The sequence below is a fragment of the Streptococcus oralis genome (genome assembly GCF_026782345.1).
GTDB lineage: Bacteria > Bacillota > Bacilli > Lactobacillales > Streptococcaceae > Streptococcus > Streptococcus oralis_CK.
This window is the reverse complement of sequence record NZ_JAKUWI010000001.1, coordinates 251,816-270,214: the sequence shown is the minus strand read 5'-3', so window position 1 is coordinate 270,214 and position 18,399 is coordinate 251,816. Positions and strand designations below refer to the sequence as shown.

Genomic DNA, 18,399 nt, shown 5'->3' with positions numbered 1-18,399 from the left:
CATAGAGTAGGCTCTTTGACTAGCTTTTTCACCTGAATCTGAGCCCTTTTGGATAATAATTTTTCAAAACATTTCCCGTTTCCTTGGCAAAGCCTAGTCCGTTTCCTTGAACCACAACTTGGTACCAGCCATTTGGTCGAGATTCAGACAATTGAACAGTCTCACCAGCCACATATTTTACAAAATCCTCATCATTGATTTCGACCCTTTGTTTTACTTGACTTGGTTTCAAGGCTAAACCGAGAGCAAAGCTTGGTTCAAAACGTTTCTTCTTAAACGTCCCCAGATGGAGCCCATTTCGGGCAATTTTGAGTTTCCCTAGATTAGGTAGTATCTCTGGCAAGAGATAGAGTTGGTCTCCAAAAGTTTGCAAGATACCAGTTAGATTGACCCGCAAGTGTTTTTGGGCAAAATCCTGCCACAAGGCCAGTTGTTCACGACTGAGATTGCTCTTGCTAGCCTTGAATTTAGGTGCTGGATTTTGTCCCTTAAACTGCAGGTGGGCAACAAACTGACCTTCTCCCTTGAAATGATGAGGATACATCCGCGCCGTTTCAGGAAGATCAATTCCTGCTACCATACCGTTCACATGCTCGACTGGAAGCAATTCAAATTCATAAGTATCCAGCAACCAGTGGACGATTTCTTCATTTTCCTCTGGTGCCCAAGTACAGGTCGAATAGACTAAACGGCCACCTTCTGCAAGCATGGTCACTGCATCTTCTAAAATTTCTCTTTGGAGACTAGCACATTGGCTAGGATAATCGGTACTCCAATAATCCATGGCATCTGGCTGCTTACGAAACATCCCTTCACCCGAGCAAGGTGCATCAAGGACAATCACATCAAAGTAACCTTTAAAAACCTTGGCCAAGCGGTCAGCAGATTCATTGGTTACGACAACGTTTGTCGCTCCAAATCGCTCCATATTTTCCACTAAAATCTTAGCCCGCTTACTTGAAATTTCGTTGGAGACAAGGACTCCTTGATTAACCAGATAAGCTGCTAGTTGAGTGGATTTTCCACCTGGTGCTGCCGCCAAGTCCAAGACCTTCATGCCAGGACTTGGTTGAGCTACCTGGGCCACCATTTGGGCTGCAGGCTCTTGCGAATAAACAAGACCTGTCGCGTGCTCTGGAGATTTCCCAGAAACTTTACCATAATACCCCCAAGGTGTATTGGGAATAGCATCCGCAAACGACAATTGACTTTCTTTTAAGGGATTGACTCGAAAAGCCGAAACCGCTTCCCGCTTAAAAGAGGCAAGAAAGTCTCTTGCCTCATCTTCTAGTATCGCTTCATATTTTTCAACAAATCCTTCTGGAAATTGCATTTAGTTCTCTTTCCTTTCGTAGATATAAGACTGAATCACTTCTTGCATCTCGATTGGCACCATCATGACAGGCTGACGCGTTTTAAAATCAGCGGGCTCACCTGATACTGTAAGAAGACGATAACCCAGACTTTCCCCTAAGATACTGGCCGCAGCGTAATCCCATGGCTGTAAGTAGGTAATATAAGTCAGAAGACGACCCGATAAAACCTTGGCAAAACTAATGGCCGCACTGCCGTAGACACGAACTCCCAACGCTGCTCGCCCCAAATCCGCCAGGCCCCACTCATTGCTTTCAAACATACCTGAGTTACCAGCAACCAGGAATTCTCTGAGGGGCTTCTTTTTAAAAGGCGGTAAGGGCTCATTATTGCGACAAGGAGGAAAGGCACCACCACCATGGTAACAATCACCTTTCATAACATCATAGATGATGCCAAATTTGCCCACACCATTCTCAAAATAAGCCAACATCACGGCAAAATCTTCCTGCTGAGCGACAAAGTTATTGGTACCGTCAATGGGATCAATCACCCAAACAGAACCTTGATCGACCGCAGCACGCAAACAGCCCTCTTCCGCGCAAATCAAGTCCTCAGGATAGGAGGACTTGATCCGATCAACCAAGAGTTCCTGGACCTCCTTGTCCAAACGTGTCACTAAGTCAGTAGGTGAAGACTTGCACTCAACCTGCAAATCTTCTTTCATGTGAGCCAAAATATAGTCAGCAGCTTCCTGCACAATCTGTTTGGCAAATTCAAATTTAGTTTCCAAGAGAAATCTTCCCTTCTCTTTTTTCTTTTGCTAATTGAACCGCATGATAGAAGGAATAACCGCTAGCCGTCTCAAATTCGCGACCTAGGCGCTTTTCTTCACTTTTGCTCGGAACGACAGACTTAAATTCCTTGTAGGAATCTAGCAGTTTTTTTGCTTCTACCTTATCTTCATAAGCAGCTTCAACATCATTAAAAAAAGAAAGCACTGAAGCAAGTTCTTCAGTGCTCCACGACAAATCTAGTGGGTAACTATACTGTTTGTTCATCTATCCAATACCAGCTCTCAATGTTGCTTCTTTTAGTTCTTGTTTACGGTAACTACGAGGGAGAAAAGCACGAATCTCATCTTCATTAAAACCGATTTGCATGCGTTTGGTATCTGTAATAATTGGGCGACGCAAAAGACTAGGATATTGCTCAATCATCTGAAGCAACTCCGATACCGAGATACTCTCTACATCAATATCTAATTTTTGAAAAATTTTTGAACGAGTTGAAATGATGTCATCAGTACCATTTTCGGTCAAGGAAAGAATATGTTGTAATTCTTTTCTTGTTAAAGGACTAGTCATAATATTATGCTCTTGAAAGGGCACTTTATGCGTCTCTAACCAAGCCTTTGCCTTACGACATGATGTACAACTCGGTGATAAAAATAGTGTAATCATGCTTTTCTCTTCTTTTATCTATACTTGCTATTTCTATTATACAAAAAAATAAAGCGCTTGACTAGGTATTTTTAGAAAAAAAGCCTATTTTTTCATAGAAAATAGACTGTTTTCTGCAAAAATCTCCTGCTTTGCAAGTTTATCTTTAGGATAACCTAACAATAAATAGGGAGTAGAGCAACTTCTCTCGTTTTTTATTAAAAATACAGAATTTTTTCCACTATTTCCTTGAAGCTTTGACAAGAAGGAAACCGAATATTCCTTCATACAAAGCAAAGAAAAGCAAAAAGGCATGGAGGAAGAAAATCTCTGGCAAAATCCAAATAACTGGATCCTTTGCTGGATCAAAAAGCCAGGTATCATCTCCCACAAAGAGAATCTGATGGAAAAGCGTAAAGAATTGCTCAAAACCAATCAACACTCCCAGAAATCCAATCACCAAGGGTAAGACCACTAGAGCGAGGAGACTCTTACGAAAGACAGACAAAAATCCCTTTTTTACAATGGTCTTAACAAAGAAATAGAAGCTTGGCAATGTAACCAAAGCAATTAACTGAACCAAGTGAAAGAGATTCTTCACCACCGCAAAATGGTGTAGACCTGCAGCTGATGAACGAAAATCCGGCATCTCTAAGACCTGACTAAAGGGATTGGTCAGGTAATTCATCAAGATAGTAAAGTTGTACTGAATGGTTTCGGGCTTTAGATAGACTCGACTCGCTAAGTTCAGCCACTGAATCTCCATGGGATAGAAAATCCAAGCCAGATAAATGGTTAAGAGAATGGACAGGGAGAGGAGAAAGAGCATACTTCCCCAAAAGGTCAGTTTAGTTTTCATCAAAATTCCACTCCGCAAGGCTAGAAACTACATGAGTTGGTGCGATTGGCAGATCAGCCACTTCTTCTGCCTTGGTAAAACCTGTTGTCACTAAGAGCGTTGGAATGCCATTGTCAATCCCTGCTCGGATATCTGTCAGGTAGTTGTCCCCAACCATGAGCAATTCTTCTCTTTTCAAACCTAAGTGCTCAACTGCCTTATCCATAATGATAGCATTTGGTTTCCCGATATAAACTGGTTTTACCCGTGTTGCTACTTCAAGAAGTGTAATTAGTGAACCAGCACCTGGCAAAAGACCACGTTCCGTCGGGATATTGAGGTCTGGATTGGTTCCGATAAAGTGAGCCCCCTTTTGAATGGCTAGAGTCGCCGTCGCAAATTTTTCATAGTCGACTTGCCAGTCCAGTCCAACTACCACATAGGCAGGATTTTCCTTGTCTTCGACATAACCAGCTGCCTGAATGGCATCCTTGAGTCCTGCTTCTCCGATGACATAGACTGTCTTTTCCAGTCCCAAGTCATTCATATAGTCGATAGTTGCCAAAGTTGCCGTGTAGACAGTTGATAGAGGCGTATTGATATTAAAATTCTGAGCCAACATCTCTTGAACGCTCTCAGGAGTACGAGTTGTATTATTGGTTACAAAGAGATAGGGAATTTCTCGCTTTTGCAACTCATGCACAAAAGCCTCACCTGCCGGAATCCGGTCTTTCCCTTTGTAAATGGTTCCGTCTAAATCAATTAAATAACCTTTATAAGTCATATCGTCCTTTCTAATTCGTTTCAATTTCTTGCCAAGTAATCATAGCTTGGGCATTAATCTCGCTATCACTGATAATCTCATGCTTGCTTTCTAGTCCCTTGAGTTCATAAGTTGAAGCAATCATGCCACCTGGCCGCACTTCTTTAACATACTTGAGATTGATTTTCTTTGGAATATACTTGGTTAGAAAATCGGCCCCCATGACCTCAAAAATCCAATCTAGGTATTTACTATTATTGACATGACCATTCATATCCAAGTCGTAAAAACGAACATGGTAGTCTTTACTGATCGGATCTTCTAGATTTGCATACTTTGGCCCTCGGATGAGTTTTTTATCAAACTCAGACTGGTAAGGCGCAACAATCTCCGGTTCGACAGCATGAACTTTACGACTATCTCTGTCCATGAGAACAAAGGTTACTACCATGCGAATAATTTCTTGACCTGCTTCATCATAGATAGTGAAACGGCGGTAGCAAAAAAGACGATTGTAAGTCAACGCTTCTGTTTCAATCGTAATCTCCTCAGCAAAGCGAGGCAAGCGTACCACGTCAATCGCATAGTCTGTAATAATCCAGACCAGATTGTAGCGTTCTAACACATCCTTGTCGCTAACTCCCAGCTCAATCGATTGCATACCTGATACTTGCAAGGACAGCAAAATCACATCTGGAAGTTTAATATGACCGTTCATGTCCGCCATATCAAAAGGAATTTTCATTTTCATTTGATAAGTTAAGCCCATTGTTCTACTCCAAAATAAATCGTTCTGCTACAGTGTCTCCCAAGAAGAGACCCCTCTTTGTCATTCGGACACGATCACCGTCGATCTGCATAAGTCCTTGTTGAACCAAGTCTCTGATGATTTCGCCATAAAGTCCATCAAAGGATCGTCCGAATTTCTCCTCAAATCGCGCCATAGAAACCCCAGATTTTTTCCGGAGGCCTAGGAACATTTCTTCTTCCATCTGCTCCTTTTGAGTCAGGTGTTCTTCTGTTATCCGAGCATCTCCTGTCTCTACTGCATTGAGATAGTGGCGGATAGGACCGTGGTTTTTATAACGAATTCCGTCCACATAACCTGAAGCACCCGCACCGATACCATAATATTCGGCATTGTCCCAGTACATGAGATTGTGGCGACTTTCAAATCCGGATTTAGAGAAATTCGAAATCTCATAATGCTCAAAACCAGCTCGCTCAAGCTCTGCGATGATGTACTCAAACATCTCAGCTTCTAACTCTTCCTTAGGCAGAGGCAACTTCCCACGTCGCATACGGTTCATAAAGACCGTATGATTTTCCAAAATCAAGCTATAAAGACTCATATGAGGAATATCAAGCGAGATAGCCTTAGCTACATTGTCCTTGACCTGAGCCATAGTTTGACCTGGAAGAGCGTAAATCAAATCGATAGAGATATTGTCAAAACCAGCCAGTTTGAGGCGGTCGATATTCTCATAAATATCCTTCTCCAAGTGACTACGCCCAATCTTTTTCAGCATTTTATCATCAAAAGTCTGCACTCCTAAGGAAACACGATTGACTGGCGACTGTTTCAAAGCCGCAATCTTATCCGCGTCCAAGTCGCCTGGATTGGCTTCAATCGTCAACTCTTCCAAGACAGACAAGTCTAGATTTTTAGTCAAACCATCCAGAAGCACCTCTAATTGCGAAGCGGACAAAGCCGTTGGCGTCCCACCTCCAATGTAGAGGGTTCGCAACTTTTGGATATCATAAGAGCGAAACTCCTCTAGCAGATGATTCAGATAACTATCTACTGGTTGATTCTTGATAAATACTTTTGAAAAGTCGCAATAATAACAAATCTGTGTGCAAAAGGGAATATGCACATAGGCGGACGTTGGTTTTTTCTGCATAGTACTTATTATACCACAAAGACAGGCTTGCAGATAAAAATCACCATCTCCAAAAACCAGAGATGGTGATGCATTATATTTCAGTAATATCGATGATAATTTCTTCTTGGCCTTCAGCGACGTCTGGAGTTGCTGACTGTTCTTGCCATTGCTCCTTGAGATTGTTAAAGGTTTCTTTTGACGCTTCTGTCGCTTGTCGTGCACATGTTTTAGCTTGATCAAGGACACTGTCAAAAGTAATTTCACCAGATTCTACTTGTTCCTTTGTTTTCAGCACAAAGTCAGTTGCCTGTTCCTTCACTTCTGTTAGTTTTTCACAGACCTGCTCTCTAGCATATTCTGGATCTTCTCTCAAATCATCTAGAAAATCCTGAGCTTGACTACAAACTTGCTTACCCTTGTCACTTGTCAAAAACAAAGCAAGAGCCACGCCTGAAACCGTACCTAAAAGGATAGAGGATAGTTTTCCCATAAGATTTCTCCTTTTTTATTTTTTGAAAAATTTACTTGCGACACGAAGAGCGGACAAGCCTGCACCTGTTTTAATGGTCTTTGAACCAGCAGATGAAGCTTTTTTGCCTAAGACACGTGCATGTTGGTTGAGGTCAGATACTGACTCAGACAAGTCCGCCACCGCCGTAAAGAGTGGATCAATAGTCGCAACTTTGACGTTAATATCGTCTGCTAACACATTAACCTTAGCCAACAATTCATTAGTCTGATGCAAGGTAACGTCCACATCTGAGCTCAATGTTTTGATGGTCTTCTCTGTCTCATCAATCATACGACCTGCTTTTTGAATCGTGATTGTCAAATAGACTAAACAGACAATCAAAGCAATCGCAACAAGTATATATGCAACTTCTAACATTTATTTTTCCTCCTCAGTATGATAGAAAGGGGCTTTCTTTCGATTTTGATAAAGTATGATAAAAATACCGAGTCCGATAAGAACAACTGATAACCACTGGGAAACTCGCAGACCAAAGAACATGAGACTATCCGTCCGCATGCCTTCGATAATCATACGACCAAAGCCATACCAAATCAAGTAGAATGCCGTAATATGACCACGTCTGATTCCCTTTAATTTTCGTCTAAAAATCAGAATCAAAGCAAATCCGATCAGATTCCAAACCGACTCATATAAGAAGGTCGGCTGACGGTAGCTGCCATCAATGTACATCTGGTCACGGATAAAGCCTGGCAAATAATCCAGACTATCTACTGCTGCACCGTAGGCTTCTTGGTTAAAGAAATTCCCCCAGCGCCCTAAACTCTGGGCAACCATGACGCTCGGTGCTGCAATATCTAAGAAATCCCAAGTATTGATCAGCTTTCTATCCGCAAAGATATAAAGGACAATAGCCCCTGCTATCAAACCTCCATAAATGGCCAAACCACCATTCCAGATGGCAATGATTTCACCTGGATTTTGCAGATAATAATCTAAGCGAAAGAGTACGTAGTATAGTCTAGCACCTAAGATCGCGACTGGAAAAGCAATCAGGATAAAATCCAAAATATCATCTGACAGAATTTTCTTTTTAGGAGCTTCCTTCATGGCAAGGTAGACTGCCAAAATCAAACCTGCCACAATACACAGAGCATACCAACGAATGGAAAAAGGACCGATTTCAAATGCAACTGGATTAATCATTTTTCACCTCATTTTGAGCGATCAGATTTGTCAAGCGTTCTTCAAATAAACGTGTCGCATCAAAGCCCATTTCCTTAGTACGGTAGTTCATGGCAGCCGCTTCAATAACAACAGAAATATTGCGTCCTGTTTTTACCGGGATGCGAATACGCGGAATGGCTACGCCAGAAATCTCGATTTCTTCAGCATTATTTCCTAAGCGATCGAAGGTCTTATGCGTATCATAGTTTTCCAAATAAACTGCTAGTTGAACTTGTGAAGAATCCTTAACTGCACTTGCTCCGTAGAGACTCATCACATCAATAATCCCCACTCCACGGATCTCAAGTAAATGCCTCAAAATTTCAGCTGGCTCTCCCCAAAGGGTCATTTCGTCTTTTGCAAAAATATCTACACGATCATCTGCCACCAAACGGTGTCCACGTTTCACAAGTTCCAGACCAGTTTCACTCTTACCGATACCGCTATCCCCTTGGATCAAGACACCCATGCCATAAATGTCCATCAAGACACCATGAACACTGGTCCGTTCTGCCAAACGAGAATCCAAATAGCTAGATAATTCTCCTGACAGGCGACTAGTAGCTGTCCGACTGGTTAAAATCGCAATCTTACATTCCCTGGCAGCCTTCAACATTTCTTCTGGAACTACTAAACCACGCGCAACAATAACCACTGGTGTTTCTGGTTGAAACATCTTGGTCAACACCTTATAACGGTTGTGAGAAGACATGGAGACTAAATAGGACCATTCCTTCATTCCCAACAGCTGAAGTCGCTCCGGAGTATAGTAATCAAAATAGCCCGTCATTTCCAGACCTGGTCGAGAAATGTCCGCAGTATTGATTTCTTTTTCAAGTAAATCGCCTTCACCGTAAACAATGTCTAATCTGAGCTTTTCAATGACTTCTTTTACTAAAACCGACATAATTTCCTCCTTCAATCGAGTTCTCCCTACTATTATATCAAATTGTGGTAGGAAGTTTCCTTTTTTTGCAGGATTTACAGTATTTATTTGGAAAGAAAAAAGGCTAGACAAGTCTAGCCTTTCATTTCAAATTAGAATTTTTTACGTTTACGAGCTGCTTCTGATTTACGTTTACGTTTTACAGAAGGTTTTTCATAGAATTCACGTTTGCGTGTTTCTTGAAGAGTACCAGCTTTAGTAACCGCACGTTTGAAACGACGAAGTGCATCGTCAAGAGATTCATTCTTACGTACTACTGTTTTAGACATTTTTTTCACTCCCTTCAAGTTCAAGATCTATTCCATTTTACACACAAAGTGAATAATTGTCAAGAGAAAAGCAACCATAAACTTCTATTATTTTTACTTTCTTCTTTTGAAGATGAAGTAAATCACTAAGATGCAGAGAATCAAGCCCAAAACAGCTGGTTTTACAATCGATATACCACTTCCTCCACTAAATAAAAGACTATGGGCAACCTTCAGAAATGCTCCGATCACTACCGTTGCTAATAATCCATACCAACGTCTACTCCATGTTAAGGATATAATCGCCGTAAAAAATGCTAGAATCGTCGCCAGAATGATAACTTTTTCAATACTCCATCCGCTCGTAAAATAAGTCTTCTCAAAATTCAAAAACTCAGTTACTTTTACATCAACTATTTCCGGCTTTGGGAACCAAAACATGCTAGTAAATAGGCAAAATATAGAAAAGAAAATCAGGCTATAGGATTTTTTATAAGCTCCCATTACAATTGGAATAATAAAGAGAGGGCGAATATACCAACTCAGAGTATTCTGGTGTCTAGTAAACGCCCACTCAAAGAAGCTCGTATCTGATAAAAAAACGACAATGGTAGCAATCGTTAGAAACAAGAAAACAATCCCACCTATTTTATCTAGCGTTTTTATTTTCATAACTTTTCCCTTCTTGAATTCATAAAATTAATCTATCCATGGCAGATTCCCGCTAAGTGAGTTATCAACCCCTAATCGTTTTAGTGGTAAAATATCAATGTTCTTCCAACCACACTTTTATTCTATTGTCAAGATATCTATTTGCTCATCGTTAACGATAATTGCTTGGTGGTTATGAAGCGGTAGCAATTCAAGCTGCTTTTTATAGGTTTCAAAGGTCTTTTTGCTACTATCAGTAAAAGGTTCCTCACCATAATGTGGAAGGACATAAAAATCCACTTCATCCAGTCCCGCTGTATCAGATAACTCTGTCGCTACCATCTTGTCGTCCATGAGTTTATTGTAGTCAATATCCTTGGCTGTAATGATAGCCCCTGCTGATTCTCCCACATAGACCAGCCCATCTCTTATTTGCTCTTTGATGAGAGATAGGAGTTGCTTTTTCTTTAATTCTTGCAATAAATAAAAGGTATTCCCGCCTGAGATATAAAGAATCTTACTTTGGAAAATCTTTGCCTGTGCAGTTTCTCGATCACAAGAAGCAATATCTAGAACCTCTATCTCAAATCCTAAATCTCTGAATGTTTGCTGAGCCTCATCGATATAGGCAGTATGATCCTCTTCGTTCCCAGCGGTAGGAATAAATAAAACCTTGTTTTCTAGATTCTTTTCCTTTGCATAATCGCTAAAAAGCTTTTTGACTCCAGCAAAGTATGAACATAAAAATAATTGTTTCATGATGTACCTCCATTAATTTTTAACAATTTTATAAAGGATCCATGATCCCTTTCTTTGACTAGTTACGAGCTCAAACCCTACTGATAACAAGAATCGTCTAAATGCTTCTTCGCTTTGAACCTCTGGTAAAAAGTAAGACAACTTGTTATATTCACAAGCCAGTAAGAGCATCCCGTCTGATTTGAGTATTCTTCTAAGTTCCATAAAAGAAGCCTCTAGGTTCCGCCAATGAAAATGAGTTTGAAAGGCTGTGATTAAATCAACACTTTCATCAGAAAAGCCTGTCTCCCTAACGTCTCTTCGTTCAAAATTTAGATTAGTCATCTCTACCTGTTTGGCTTGAGCTATTGCAGTATCTGAAATATCGATTCCAGTTACGGTACTTTGCGGAAAAGTTTCTTTCAGCAGGATGGTTGAACGACCATTCCCAACTCCTACATCTAAGATTACAGGGTAAAATGTCCTATCCAGATGACGAATTGCCCATACAAACATGGGGAGATAGGTTCGATTCCACAATTTCATCATTCGTTTTCCTAGAAAACCCGAAGGATTCTTTGATTGCTGAATTAAGCGACTAAACAGAAACATTAAAAGTAAAAAACAAATAAAACCGATTATATAAATCAAAGTTCGAGCCTCCCCGTATAGCTATATTATACCACTTTAGCAGGATAGTGAACATTTGAAGTAAAAAGCCACTCACTCCAAAGAGCAAGTGGTTCTTGTCATTTTACTTTTCAAGCAAGCTGAGCGCTTCAGTATCCGCAATAATAGTCACATCAGGGTGGTTTTGTAGGCTACTTGCTGGGAGGTTCTCAGTCACTGGGCCTGATACTGTGCCAGCAATGGCTTCTGCTTTCGACTCACCGTAAGCAAAGAGAATAATTGACTTGGCATCCAAGATGTTTTTAATCCCCATTGAAATGGCTTGAGTTGGAACATCTTCAATCTTGTCAAAGAAGCGAGCATTAGCTTCGATGGTAGACTGGTCAAGTTCTACTAAATGCGTTTGGCTATCAAATGGAGTACCAGGCTCATTAAAGCCGATATGTCCATTGCGACCAATCCCCAAGATTTGCAAATCAACAGGATGGTCAGCTAAAATTTGATTGTAGCGTTCTACTTCTGCTTCAGCATGGTCTTTGTCTCCGCTAGGCAAGAAACTTTCCTTAAATGGTTTTTGGTTAAACAAGTTTTCCTGCATAAAGTAACGGTAAGACTGTGGATTGTCTCCGTCAAGCCCTACATACTCATCAAGGTTGACACTAGTCAGATTTGAAAAGTCAAGGTCACTCTCAACGATTTCCTTGTAAAACTCAAGCGGACTGCTCCCTGTCGCAAGTCCTAATGTTTGAGCACCATTGGCCAATTTTTCCTTCAAAATCTCAAAAGCAACTTTTCCACCTTCAACTTGATTTTCAACTTTAATAACTTTCATCTTTTCATCCTCCGTTTTAATCTATATTCATTATATGGTATAGACCAATTTTTGTCAAGTGAAAACGATTTATTTTCCAAAAAAAGAGCGTCCAAACTTGAAACGTGTTATAATGGATAAGATTAGAAGTTAGAAAGAATAATGAAAAATGAATACAGCTGATTTTGATTTCCACTTACCTGAGGAATTGATTGCCCAAACACCCCTTGAAAAACGTGATGCCTCCAAACTCCTCATCGTCAATCGTGATACGGGAGAATTTCAGGATAAACACTTCCACTCTATTATTGATATGTTGGAACCAGGTGACGCCCTTGTCATGAACGACACCCGTGTTCTCCCAGCCCGCCTCTATGGTCAAAAGGAAGAAACAGGTGGCCATGTGGAGCTTCTCCTTCTCAAAAACACTGCTGGTGATGAGTGGGAAGTCTTAGCTAAACCTGCCAAACGCCTCAAGGTCGGTACTCGCGTCAGCTTTGGAGATGGTCGTCTCAGCGCTGTCGTTACGGAAGAATTGACCCACGGAGGCCGTATTGTCCGCTTTGAATACCAAGGAATTTTCCTAGAAGTTTTGGAAAGTCTAGGTGAAATGCCACTGCCGCCTTACATCCACGAAAAACTAGATGACCGTGAACGTTATCAAACGGTCTACGCTAAAGAAAGTGGCTCTGCTGCTGCACCGACTGCTGGCCTGCACTTCACCAAAGAACTGCTAGCAGAAATCCAAGCCAAGGGTGTCCATCTAGTCTATCTCACTCTGCACGTCGGACTCGGAACTTTCCGTCCCGTTTCTGTTGACAATCTGGACGAACATGAAATGCACTCAGAGTTCTACCAACTTTCTGATGAAGCAGCAGCCACCCTTCGATCTGTCAAGGAAAATGGAGGCCGTGTCATAGCTGTAGGAACTACTTCGATCCGCACACTGGAAACAATCGGCTCCAAGTTTGACGGACAAATCCAAGCAGATTCTGGCTGGACCAATATCTTTATCAAGCCTGGATATGAGTGGAAGGTCGTGGATGCATTTTCAACCAACTTCCACCTTCCAAAATCAACTCTGGTCATGTTGGTCTCTGCCTTTGCAGGCCGTGAATTAGTCTTAGATGCATACCAGCACGCTATTCAAGAACGCTACCGTTTTTTCAGTTTCGGTGATGCCATGTTTATCTATTAATTTTCATAATCAAAAAACGCATAGAATCAGATTTGATCCTATGCGTTTTGTAATGGATAACTTTATTAGTTAATTTATTGTAAATGTTGGATCTTTCAAGCTCTGAACACTGGCATTGATAACTGCTCCGATAATCAAAATCTTTGCAATAAGAATAAACCAGAACATCATGACTACAACGATGATGGAACTGAAAAATCGGACATCCACTAGGTGATTGACATAGTTATTAAAATAAACAGAAAAGGTATTCAATAAACCTATAAGAGTTAGCAAGACAAAGATACTTCCTGGTAAAACATAGCGGATTCGTGGTGTTTTTACTTTTGGAAGGAAATAATAAATCATAACCAGAATGGCAAAGATTAAGGCATAGACCAGAGGGCCTGTAAAATCTTGCAGGTATGAAAATAACGGACTATCTGATTGCCAGTAAGTTTTGAGGAGGTTGAGCAACATACGACCAAACATACTCAAAAACAAGGCTAGAGCAAAAAGGATCTGCAAGCCGAAACTAACAAGTAAACTCATCAACTGATGGGAGATAATCCCTCGACTTTTGGTCACCCCATAGGCTTTGTTAAAAGCTTTTTGGAGGAAATCCATTGATTTTGAAAAGGTCCAGAGTGCAGATAAAACGGCAAAACTCAGCAAACCAGTCGATGGTTGAGTCAGAACTTCTCGGACAATCTTAGCGACCACATCATACACCGTATCAGGCAAGAATTCCTTGATTGTAAGTAAGAAATTTGAGACCGGAATCTGAAAATAAGGCAAAATATTGACCATTATCATTAGCAAAGGAAAGATTGAAATCAACCAATAGTAGGCAACCGCAACACTGGTCAACTCGCTATCAGATGCTTGATAATAATGCAAAAAAGCTTTCAATAAGGGCCTGTCCATCAGCTCTTTCCACCACTTTTTCATGTTCCATCCTCCGTCATTTTCTTCATCATCTAAGTTCTTCTGATTAAATCTACCATATCATAAGGTAAAGTATTTGCGGCTTCTTTCAGAGAATAATTTTCTAAATTATTCACATTTTGGCGTAGTTTTTTGGCATACTTGGCTGTTATCAGTTTAGCTTCTTCGTATTCAAAGATTGCCTTACGTTCGAGATAGTAGCCTCGTAGCATTTCATCGATATTGTTTGGCTTGATGCGATTGATAACCCGCTCAACAAAGGCACCACTTCCGATAATGGCCGTCTCTCGTAGACGAGACTCTTGCATAAAACTAATCAGTGAACTCTTGTAAACCCCTTTGAGGTTTTCCAAACTCTCGATAATCAGCTCTGTATTTTCCAAATACAACTCTGAAATCTGATCATAATCAATCGCTAGTAGTTTACGAGATTCTTCATTCATCCAACTACGGAAAGTTTTGCCAAAGGTAAACATTTCATGGAGTAGAAAGCGCAGTATCCGTAATGAAACTAGGAAGTAATAAGTCACTCTAGAAGCGAAATTCCGATTGATACTCTGCTCCATGTTTTTTAGGTAACGTTGGTAAACTCGATAGCCACGCTCACTGATTCTATTTTCTTCATAGGCTTGCTCCAAACCGTCACTCTCAATACTCAAAATAAGAAGCTTGAGGGACTCCCAGTCCTCTTGGATTCTCTTATTTTCCAGACTAAGGATGAGGTTTTCAATCCGACCATGGTAATTATCAATAGCTGCATAAAGAGGAAGTTTGTTCTTGTGATGGTCCAGCTCTTTTTCTAATTCTGCAGCTACATCATTCAGAATCGCTATATGCATCAAATGATCCTTGCTTTCCTCTTGTTCTTCAGATAAGTGAGGGAGAACCAATAAACCTGTTAGAAAGCTCAATAGTGTAACGCCTGCTACAAGGAAGAGTAACAGAGGATATTCCTGCTCCAAATGACTTGGTATGAGGAGAATGGTCGCGATAGATACTGTTCCTTTGACACCAGAGAAGGTCAAAAGAAGCATATCTTTCATGTACTTATGAATTTTTTTCTTAAGTCGACGCGTCCTCACAAAGTAAAAACCAGCAATCATGACAAAACGGATCGCAAAAAGCAAGAAGGTCAGAACGACAACTGAAAGCAGTAAAAGAAGGGGATTGTAGAGAGAATTAGACAAAATTGGCTCTGCTATCAACTCTAATTCCATTCCCAAGAGAACAAAGACTGATCCATTTAGCATAAAGGTCACGGTGTGCCAGACGGTCTCCGTCACAGTGTCTACCTGAGCCTCAAGGAGCGTAATTTTCTTAAAGCGACTGGCCTTCAAAATACCTGCAACCACTACTGCGATAATCCCTGAAACATGAAACTCTTCTGCAATGAAAAAGGTCATGAGCGGCAAACTTAGCTCTAGCAATAGTTCACTGGCTATATCTATCGCTCGCACACTCAGTAAAAAGCTATGCAAAAAACGATTGACCATAGCCGTCACAAAACCGACTACAAAACCACCAAGGATAGAAAACGCTAGGGAAGTTCCAGCTTGGCTGAAAGAAAAGGTTCCTGTTGTCCAAGCAGCCAGAGCCATCTGAAAGGCAACCAAACCAGAAGCGTCATTTAAGAGTCCTTCCCCTTTTAGGATATTGGAAACCCGTTTTGGAAAACGAAAACGTTCAGAAAGAGATGCAAAGGCAACCAAATCTGTTGGCCCAAGTGCCGCTCCAACTGCTAAACAGGCAGCCAAAGGAAGAGTCATCCAAAGGAAGTGAGCCATGCCCCCCAAGCTTAAGGTCGAGATAAAAATCACAGGAAAAATCAGAAAGACAACAATCCGCCAGTGCTTCAAAATGGACGTAATATCAGCTTCTTCTGCCTCCCGGAAAAGTAAGGGACCAATAACCATGGCCAGAAACAGCTCTGTATTGAGATGAAAGTCCGCATCGGGAACAAATAAACCAATCCCAATCCCCAAAAGGATTTGTACAAGAGGAAGGGGCAAAAAAGGGAGAAGTTTATTGGTCGTGGTTGAAATGATTAAGACCAATAAAAATAGAATCAAGTAAATGAGTAATTCCACACAATTCCTCCTTAATCTTTTTTACAACAAGATTCAAAAATCTCCTTTTGCTCTTGGATTTTCTGATCAATCTTAGAACAGTCTTTGTGCTCAATTTTTTTCTGGCATCGTTCCATTTCAAGAGCCACTAATTTTTTCTTGATTTTAAGCATTTTCTTGCTCATATGTGCTTCGTCGAGTACTCCTACCGCTCGTTCATGATGCGTTGACTCGACAAAATTTTGGCGCATGGCCTCAAGCTTCTCACGAAGGTATTGTTTATCCATGTCTATACCTTTCTAATTTTTCAATCATAACTAAAAACGGTGGATTGTTAACTTGGTTGAGTGTCCGATAAATGGTAGCCGTATACTCTTGTTGGTTCAACTGGCTAACAAAATCCAATACAGCATCCCTCTCGGTATCTCCTCCTTCATGACCATAGTAAATCATGATCGCAATCCGTCCCCCTTTAACAAGCAAGTGACACAGTTTTTCTAATGCTTCAATAGTTGTCTGAGGTTGGGTGATGACGGATTTATCAGCCGACGGCAGATAGCCCAGATTAAAAATCCCTGCCTTAGCTTCTGTCACAAACTGGTCTAGCGTTTCATGGCCTTGCAAGATTAACTGGGCATTTATCATTCCAGCCTGATCCAAACGCTCTTGGGTTTTCTCCAAAGCCTGCTCCTGGATATCAAAGGCGTAGACTTGCTTGGCTAACTTGGCTAGAAAAAGGGTATCATAGCCATTGCCCATGGTCGCATCCACTACAATATCCTCTTTTGTCACAACTTCCGCCAAAAAATCATGTGCCATCTCAAGTGGTCTTTTCATTTTTAAACTCCTGTTTTACAGCCTTACATCCTTGCACACTTCCACGACGGCGCATCTCAGTTTCAATAGCATTTAGCACTTCCCATTTTTTGAGGCTCCACATGGGACCAATCAGCATATCTCTAGGTGCATCTCCTGTAATCCGATGGATGACGATATGCTTGGGAATGATTTCCAGTTGGTCACAGATGACCTTGACATACTCGTCCTGACTCATCAGTTGCAAGCGTCCTTCGTGGTAATCTCGCTGCATCCGTGTATTGGTCATGAGGTGAAGCAAGTGCAGCTTAATTCCTTGAATATCATTATCCGTAACACAGCGGCGGACATTTTCAATCATCATCTCATGAGTCTCACCGGGCAGACCATTGATCAAATGGGAAACAATCTCAATATTGGGATATTTCCTCAAGCGTTTTACTGTTTCAACATACAATTCATAGGAATGAGCACGGTTAATCAGGTCAGAGGTTGCTTCAAAAGTAGTCTGTAAGCCCAATTCTACCGTCACATGCATGCGTTCCGATAACTCAGCCAAATATTCGATGGTTTCGTCGGGTAAACAGTCCGGACGCGTTCCGATATTGATTCCTACTACACCTGGCTCGTTGATCGCCTGCTCGTAACGTTCCCGAATCACTTCCACCTTTTCATGGGTGTTGGTAAAGTTTTGAAAATAAACCAGATACTTTTTAACATCTGGCCATTTGCGGTGCATAAAGTCAATTTCCTTATAAAATTGCTCGCGGATAGGTGCGTCTGGTGCCACAATGGCATCTCCAGAGCCCGAAACCGTACAAAAGGTACAGCCCCCATGAGCCACAGTTCCATCCCGATTGGGACAGTCAAACCCCGCATCAATCGGAACTTTAAAAGTCTTTTCTCCAAAAAGTTTTCGATAATAATCATTCAAGGTATTATAAGATTTCATAACTTTCATTATAACAAAAAACACCCACAATCTCAAAAGCCTGACTTTCCTATAAATTCCCTTGTTTCTCATTTCCTTTAGCGTTTTTTTATGATACAATATGGGTATGATTTTAATGAAAATAGCATCTATTTTATTATTGATATTAACCTTGGTGGTTTGCTTTATTGTCACCAAGCTTTTCGGACTTAGGAAAATAGGATTTAATTTCGCGGATCTAGCTTTTCCACTTTTGGTATTCGAGTACTATCTGATCACTGCTAAAGCCTTTACCCACAACTTTCTACCGCGACTTGGAGTCGCACTTTCTCTCCTAGCAATCCTCCTTGTAGTCTTTTTCCTTGTCAAAAAACGAAGTTTTTATTACCCTAAATTCATCAAATTCTTCTGGAGAGCTGGTTTTCTCCTTACCTTAATCATCTACATTGCTATGATTGTCGAATTGATGATGGTAAAATAATTACCAACCCAGTA

At 40.9% G+C, this 18,399-nt stretch carries 24 protein-coding genes; 2 read left to right on the top strand and 22 right to left on the bottom strand.

The window, feature by feature from the left end:
* Positions 1 to 28: 28 nt before the first annotated feature.
* From MK405_RS01355 to MK405_RS01275, 17 genes are all read right to left on the bottom strand, one after another.
* Positions 29 to 1,333, bottom strand: coding sequence for an RsmF rRNA methyltransferase first C-terminal domain-containing protein (locus MK405_RS01355; protein ID WP_268704092.1), 1,305 nt, complete (start codon positions 1,331 to 1,333; stop codon positions 29 to 31).
* The gene (locus tag MK405_RS01350; RefSeq protein WP_007520301.1) at positions 1,334 to 2,107 is read right to left on the bottom strand and encodes an inositol monophosphatase family protein; all 774 of its coding nucleotides are present in this window, start codon (positions 2,105 to 2,107) and stop codon (positions 1,334 to 1,336) included.
* On the bottom strand, positions 2,097 to 2,375 hold the full coding sequence (locus MK405_RS01345) for a UPF0223 family protein (protein WP_001041959.1): 279 nt from the start codon (positions 2,373 to 2,375) through the stop codon (positions 2,097 to 2,099). The genes MK405_RS01350 and MK405_RS01345 overlap by 11 nt, the downstream gene beginning before the upstream one ends.
* Positions 2,376 to 2,777, bottom strand: a complete 402-nt coding sequence (locus tag MK405_RS01340) for a Spx/MgsR family RNA polymerase-binding regulatory protein (RefSeq protein WP_007520303.1) — start codon at positions 2,775 to 2,777, stop codon at positions 2,376 to 2,378.
* A gap of 220 nt (positions 2,778 to 2,997) precedes the next feature.
* Complete coding sequence (locus MK405_RS01335) at positions 2,998 to 3,615, bottom strand: TIGR01906 family membrane protein (protein WP_268704091.1); 618 nt, start codon at positions 3,613 to 3,615, stop codon at positions 2,998 to 3,000.
* Positions 3,605 to 4,378 carry a TIGR01457 family HAD-type hydrolase gene (locus MK405_RS01330; RefSeq protein ID WP_125449473.1) on the bottom strand — a complete coding sequence of 258 codons (774 nt, stop codon included), beginning with the start codon at positions 4,376 to 4,378 and terminating at the stop codon, positions 3,605 to 3,607. The genes MK405_RS01335 and MK405_RS01330 overlap by 11 nt, the downstream gene beginning before the upstream one ends.
* 10 nt (positions 4,379 to 4,388) lie before the next feature.
* Positions 4,389 to 5,126 carry an acyl-[acyl-carrier-protein] thioesterase gene (locus MK405_RS01325; RefSeq protein ID WP_268704090.1) on the bottom strand — a complete coding sequence of 246 codons (738 nt, stop codon included), beginning with the start codon at positions 5,124 to 5,126 and terminating at the stop codon, positions 4,389 to 4,391.
* A 4-nt stretch (positions 5,127 to 5,130) separates the two neighbouring features.
* The gene (hemW, locus tag MK405_RS01320; protein WP_268704089.1) at positions 5,131 to 6,261 is read right to left on the bottom strand and encodes a radical SAM family heme chaperone HemW; all 1,131 of its coding nucleotides are present in this window, start codon (positions 6,259 to 6,261) and stop codon (positions 5,131 to 5,133) included.
* Positions 6,262 to 6,334: 73 nt separating this feature from the next.
* Positions 6,335 to 6,733 carry a YtxH domain-containing protein gene (locus tag MK405_RS01315; RefSeq protein WP_084939147.1) on the bottom strand — a complete coding sequence of 133 codons (399 nt, stop codon included), beginning with the start codon at positions 6,731 to 6,733 and terminating at the stop codon, positions 6,335 to 6,337.
* A gap of 15 nt (positions 6,734 to 6,748) precedes the next feature.
* On the bottom strand, positions 6,749 to 7,132 hold the full coding sequence (locus MK405_RS01310) for a DUF948 domain-containing protein (protein WP_061417227.1): 384 nt from the start codon (positions 7,130 to 7,132) through the stop codon (positions 6,749 to 6,751).
* Positions 7,133 to 7,921: a prolipoprotein diacylglyceryl transferase gene (gene lgt, locus MK405_RS01305; RefSeq protein WP_084939148.1), complete on the bottom strand. Its 789-nt coding sequence runs from the start codon at positions 7,919 to 7,921 to the stop codon at positions 7,133 to 7,135.
* A complete protein-coding gene (hprK, locus tag MK405_RS01300; protein ID WP_268704088.1) occupies positions 7,914 to 8,849 on the bottom strand; it encodes an HPr(Ser) kinase/phosphatase in 936 nt (311 codons plus the stop codon). Before hprK ends, lgt begins: the two co-directional genes overlap by 8 nt.
* A gap of 131 nt (positions 8,850 to 8,980) precedes the next feature.
* A complete protein-coding gene (gene rpsU, locus MK405_RS01295; protein ID WP_000048054.1) occupies positions 8,981 to 9,157 on the bottom strand; it encodes a 30S ribosomal protein S21 in 177 nt (58 codons plus the stop codon).
* A 93-nt stretch (positions 9,158 to 9,250) separates the two neighbouring features.
* Positions 9,251 to 9,808 carry a hypothetical protein gene (locus MK405_RS01290; protein ID WP_084939149.1) on the bottom strand — a complete coding sequence of 186 codons (558 nt, stop codon included), beginning with the start codon at positions 9,806 to 9,808 and terminating at the stop codon, positions 9,251 to 9,253.
* Positions 9,809 to 9,925: 117 nt separating this feature from the next.
* The gene (locus MK405_RS01285; protein WP_084939150.1) at positions 9,926 to 10,546 is read right to left on the bottom strand and encodes a Type 1 glutamine amidotransferase-like domain-containing protein; all 621 of its coding nucleotides are present in this window, start codon (positions 10,544 to 10,546) and stop codon (positions 9,926 to 9,928) included.
* A gap of 12 nt (positions 10,547 to 10,558) precedes the next feature.
* A complete protein-coding gene (locus MK405_RS01280; protein WP_220107203.1) occupies positions 10,559 to 11,176 on the bottom strand; it encodes a class I SAM-dependent methyltransferase in 618 nt (205 codons plus the stop codon).
* A 103-nt stretch (positions 11,177 to 11,279) separates the two neighbouring features.
* Complete coding sequence (locus MK405_RS01275; protein ID WP_084939152.1) at positions 11,280 to 11,987, bottom strand: glucosamine-6-phosphate deaminase; 708 nt, start codon at positions 11,985 to 11,987, stop codon at positions 11,280 to 11,282.
* Between the two features lie 148 nt (positions 11,988 to 12,135).
* Here MK405_RS01275 and queA point away from each other — a divergent pair, with 148 nt between their 5' ends.
* On the top strand, positions 12,136 to 13,164 hold the full coding sequence (gene queA / locus MK405_RS01270) for a tRNA preQ1(34) S-adenosylmethionine ribosyltransferase-isomerase QueA (RefSeq protein WP_268704087.1): 1,029 nt from the start codon (positions 12,136 to 12,138) through the stop codon (positions 13,162 to 13,164).
* Between the two features lie 69 nt (positions 13,165 to 13,233).
* On the opposite strand, the gene MK405_RS01265 is transcribed toward queA, so the two are convergent.
* The 5 genes from MK405_RS01265 to mnmL are packed head-to-tail and all read right to left on the bottom strand — an operon-like array spanning position 13,234 to position 17,934.
* Positions 13,234 to 14,094, bottom strand: a complete 861-nt coding sequence (locus MK405_RS01265; RefSeq protein ID WP_268704086.1) for a YihY/virulence factor BrkB family protein — start codon at positions 14,092 to 14,094, stop codon at positions 13,234 to 13,236.
* Between the two features lie 29 nt (positions 14,095 to 14,123).
* A complete protein-coding gene (locus MK405_RS01260; protein WP_268704085.1) occupies positions 14,124 to 16,178 on the bottom strand; it encodes a cation:proton antiporter in 2,055 nt (684 codons plus the stop codon).
* A gap of 11 nt (positions 16,179 to 16,189) precedes the next feature.
* Entirely contained in the window at positions 16,190 to 16,444 is a 255-nt protein-coding gene (locus tag MK405_RS01255; protein WP_000361094.1) for a hypothetical protein, read from the bottom strand.
* Positions 16,437 to 16,994: a tRNA 5-(aminomethyl)-2-thiouridylate-methyltransferase MnmM gene (mnmM, locus tag MK405_RS01250; RefSeq protein WP_268704084.1), complete on the bottom strand. Its 558-nt coding sequence runs from the start codon at positions 16,992 to 16,994 to the stop codon at positions 16,437 to 16,439. The genes MK405_RS01255 and mnmM overlap by 8 nt, the downstream gene beginning before the upstream one ends.
* Positions 16,978 to 17,934, bottom strand: coding sequence for a tRNA modification radical SAM protein MnmL/YtqA (gene mnmL / locus MK405_RS01245; protein ID WP_268704083.1), 957 nt, complete (start codon positions 17,932 to 17,934; stop codon positions 16,978 to 16,980). Before mnmL ends, mnmM begins: the two co-directional genes overlap by 17 nt.
* A gap of 91 nt (positions 17,935 to 18,025) precedes the next feature.
* Between mnmL and MK405_RS01240 the strand changes: the two genes are divergently transcribed.
* On the top strand, positions 18,026 to 18,385 hold the full coding sequence (locus tag MK405_RS01240; RefSeq protein WP_061427705.1) for a DUF3397 domain-containing protein: 360 nt from the start codon (positions 18,026 to 18,028) through the stop codon (positions 18,383 to 18,385).
* Positions 18,386 to 18,399: the final 14 nt, after the last annotated feature.